Source organism: Bilifractor sp. LCP21S3_F8 (assembly GCF_052117805.1).
GTDB lineage: Bacteria > Bacillota > Clostridia > Lachnospirales > Lachnospiraceae > Bilifractor.
Genome location: NZ_JBQKIK010000051.1, coordinates 1 through 3,386, shown reverse-complemented (window position 1 = coordinate 3,386; position 3,386 = coordinate 1). Strand labels below are relative to the sequence as shown.

Genomic DNA, 3,386 nt, shown 5'->3' with positions numbered 1-3,386 from the left:
CTCATTTCACCAAAAGCCTTATCATCTTTTTAGGGAAGAAAGATGATGTGTTGTCTGCAATATCTTTAAACACATTATGCATGAACAGCGGCGTGTGAAAAAGTACAGCTTCTCGACAAAAAAAATCAAAATTGGTACTTGACAATAGAAAAGATGATAGAAAAGGTGATAAAAAAGGCAGGAGCTGGACACAAGTTCAGACTATTAATAAATTTGCAAAATAAATAATTATATTATATCTCAAAATAATAATCAATAACCAATTATACCGGCTGTATCCGATTTTCTGTACTACAAAGAGCTGATTAACTCTGACATAATGGAATCGAAGCAAGGAGATAGGAACGCAGCAAGGAATATTGAATTCCCTGAAACCAGACAAAGCGTTCCCTCAAATAAGAGCTTTTATAATACTTATATACTTATGAGGAGGTTACAAAGATGCTAGGAGTAAAAATCAAAACAGTGAAGACAAAGAATGAGTACACCATCGAGGAGTTCTATGATGCGATTAAGGACAAGAGCTTCTCCGCCGGAGCACCGGCATTGACAAAGCATGGATTCAGCACCATCGTAACATTCCCGCCGCTGGATCGCAGAAATCAGATCTGGATTGTTCCGGTATTAGGCGTCGGCAAAAAGAAAGCAAGCAAATTCCAGCTTTCCAAGCAGGAGATCGCAGGAGCAGGCAACGCCGCAGTCAATATGGCATTAAATGATCTTACAGGCGGACTGCTGGGACTTCGAGGCATTGCCGGAAAGAATACAAAGACAGCGGAGAAACTGATCGACATCACGGTTGAAGAGCTGAATGCATTAGGACTTTGATAAACAGGTAATTCCTATTATGGGAAAACATAATTTGCTGAAATAAAAGGAGAAATAATTATGAACCAGAATGCACCCGCTCATGGGAAAGCCATAGCAAGTTTAATATGCGGTATTGTAGGATTTATTTTCTGCTTCTTTGGTTACTCGGCGATTGTCTCCGTCATTCTCGGAATCGTTGGAATAGTTCTTTCAAGTAAAGCTAAGAAGGAAGGCAACGATGAGGCTATTCGCAAGATCGGCTCTATTATTTCAATTATCACAGTGATCGCGGGAATTATCGGTATTATTGTTGCGGCGTTTGTTGTAGGTGCTGTAGTAAGCGGACTTGGCGCTATAGGAAGCAGTATGTAATACAATAAGCAGCAGGCTTGCCTGGCTGCGCAAATAACAGCCCTGGAAAGGAACGGTTGACACATGGAGCAGCTTCGGGTGGGTATATGTGAAGATGATAAGGAATCGCGTATCCGGCTTCTGGGTATGGTGACGGATTCTGCAGAGAAAGTTACCGCAGAGGCGTTTGAAAGTGCTGAAGATCTGCTGGATCATTTCTTTCCTGGAAAATTCGATCTTCTGATACTTGACATCTATCTGGGAAAGATGACCGGAATTGACGCTCTGGAACAGATCCGAAGAAAGGATACACGTGTGGTGGCGGCGATTGCCACAACCAGTCAGGATTTTGCGCTGGAATCCTATCGTCTTCGTGCCGCCCGTTATCTGGAGAAACCTGTAAAAGAGGATGATATCCGGGACCTGATCCGGGATGTTATTCACAAGAAAGAATCTGAGCCGCATTTCGAAGGTGAATCGGGAGGCAAGAGGATACGGGTGCCTTTTGACTGTATTCTCTTTGCAGAACAGAGAGGGAAAAACATATGTCTGCATATGGATGACGGAGAAGAACTGGTCTTCCGCGGAAAACTGGATGACGAGAAGAGCAAATTTTCGGAGAAATATTTTTTTCGCTGTCATAAGAGCTTTCTGGTTAACCTCTCGAAAATTTGCGGTATAGACCGCGAGCTGCTGACCTTTGTCATGCAGGGGGGAGAACAGGTTCATATTCACCGACAGGGATTTTTTGCCGCAAAAAGAGCATATGAACATTATCTGTTTTCCATTGTTGAAGGGTGGAAAGATGAAGGACAGGGGACGGACAAGTAAACGAATGCCGGGAGGTAATCATGAAAAACGTTCTGAAAAAGCTTTGGCAGGCACTTTGCATCCTTTGGGAAGACGCCATGATCGGTCTGAAAATACTTTTTTACGTCTTGGTTATCATATTTTTTCTGTTCGGTGTGATTGCATTGTTTTCAGGAGGTCCTGAACTTGGTATCGTTCTGATAGTTGTTAACTTTTTACTTTTTCTGCTTCTTCGTAAACTGGACCATGTCGCAGACTTGAAATTTGAGGAAGAGTTCAAGGAAATCACACGTAGAAATCGTGAAGAGTCAGGTGTGCAGGAACAGCAGTGCAAGGAGAGAAAAGACCTTGGGGGATGAAGATCCGGGCGATGGATTCTTCCTGTATATGTATGAGACAACAGGTATTTTTAAACATCAATAAACAATAACAGTTAAACTTTTATAGAACAAGGAGGTAACGAAATGAATCTGGAATTAATCGGTGATGCAGGATCTCAGCTGGCGAAAATTCACCTCGGAAATGGTGAGGTCGCTAAAATTGAAAATGGCGCAATGGTTTATATGCAGGATGTGAAGCTTGAAGGAAAGCTGAACAGCAGCAAGAAGGGTCTCGGCGGTCTTCTCGGCGCAATCGGAAGAAGTCTTGTCAGCAATGAGAGCATGTTTATTACGCAGGTTGTTGGTACGGCTCCGGAAGGCGTTGTTGCAATTGCCCCCTCAGTTCCCGGAAAGATTGCGAAGCTTGAGGTTGGTGCAAAACAGTACCGTTTGAATGATGGAGCATTCTTTGCCTGTGATGATTCCGTAAACTACAAGATGCAGAAGCAGAATATCAGCCAGGCGGTATTCGGAGGATCCGGCGGACTGTTTGTTATGGAGACAGAAGGACAGGGAGATCTGCTGATCAGCGCATTCGGCGATCTTATTGAGGTGGAGTGCACACCTGTGAAGCCGATCACCATTGACAATGAGCATGTTGTAGCATGGGATGCAAGTTTGAATTACAGCATCGAGGTAGCGTCCGGAACCTTCGGTTTCACAACGGGCGAGGGACTGGTTAATAAGTTTACCGGGAATGGAAAAATCCTGATTCAAACCAGAAATATTCATTCTCTTGCAGATGCTGTTAAGCCGTTCCTGCCGGATAAGTCGGATGGAGATTGAGCGTTAGAAATTGTTAAACGGGGCTGTGAAAAAAGCATAGCCTGAAAAACAAGAAGCTGTGAAACAGTGGATGGAACGGGGAATAATAATATTATATCGCAGAAAGGTTCTGCAGCGTGAAGCTGCGGGACCTTTTTCGCAGTGCGCCTAGCGGCGCACGTTTCCAACGGGTTCAAGTCCCGAATCCACCCGGTAGTGGGAAGGATATAGCCGAAGGCAAGGGTGTCCGCCGCGAGACGGAATCTGAAG

Annotated in this window: 5 protein-coding genes; all 5 read left to right on the top strand. The window is 44.2% G+C overall.

Features of this window, described 5'->3' with window-relative positions; genetic code table 11:
• The first annotated feature begins 441 nt into the window (after positions 1–441).
• Complete coding sequence (locus ACTQ3A_RS13770; RefSeq protein WP_279198801.1) at positions 442–828, top strand: hypothetical protein; 387 nt, start codon at positions 442–444, stop codon at positions 826–828.
• 60 nt (positions 829–888) lie between these two features.
• Positions 889–1,182 (top strand): hypothetical protein, encoded by a 294-nt coding sequence (locus ACTQ3A_RS13765; RefSeq protein WP_441495183.1) that lies wholly within the window; start codon positions 889–891, stop codon positions 1,180–1,182.
• 78 nt (positions 1,183–1,260) lie between these two features.
• The gene (locus ACTQ3A_RS13760; RefSeq protein ID WP_279198803.1) at positions 1,261–1,992 is read left to right on the top strand and encodes a LytR/AlgR family response regulator transcription factor; all 732 of its coding nucleotides are present in this window, start codon (positions 1,261–1,263) and stop codon (positions 1,990–1,992) included.
• Between the two features lie 20 nt (positions 1,993–2,012).
• The gene (locus tag ACTQ3A_RS13755) at positions 2,013–2,330 is read left to right on the top strand and encodes a hypothetical protein (protein ID WP_441495182.1); all 318 of its coding nucleotides are present in this window, start codon (positions 2,013–2,015) and stop codon (positions 2,328–2,330) included.
• A 105-nt stretch (positions 2,331–2,435) separates the two neighbouring features.
• Positions 2,436–3,137, top strand: coding sequence for a TIGR00266 family protein (locus tag ACTQ3A_RS13750; RefSeq protein ID WP_441495181.1), 702 nt, complete (start codon positions 2,436–2,438; stop codon positions 3,135–3,137).
• The last annotated feature ends 249 nt before the right edge of the window (positions 3,138–3,386 follow it).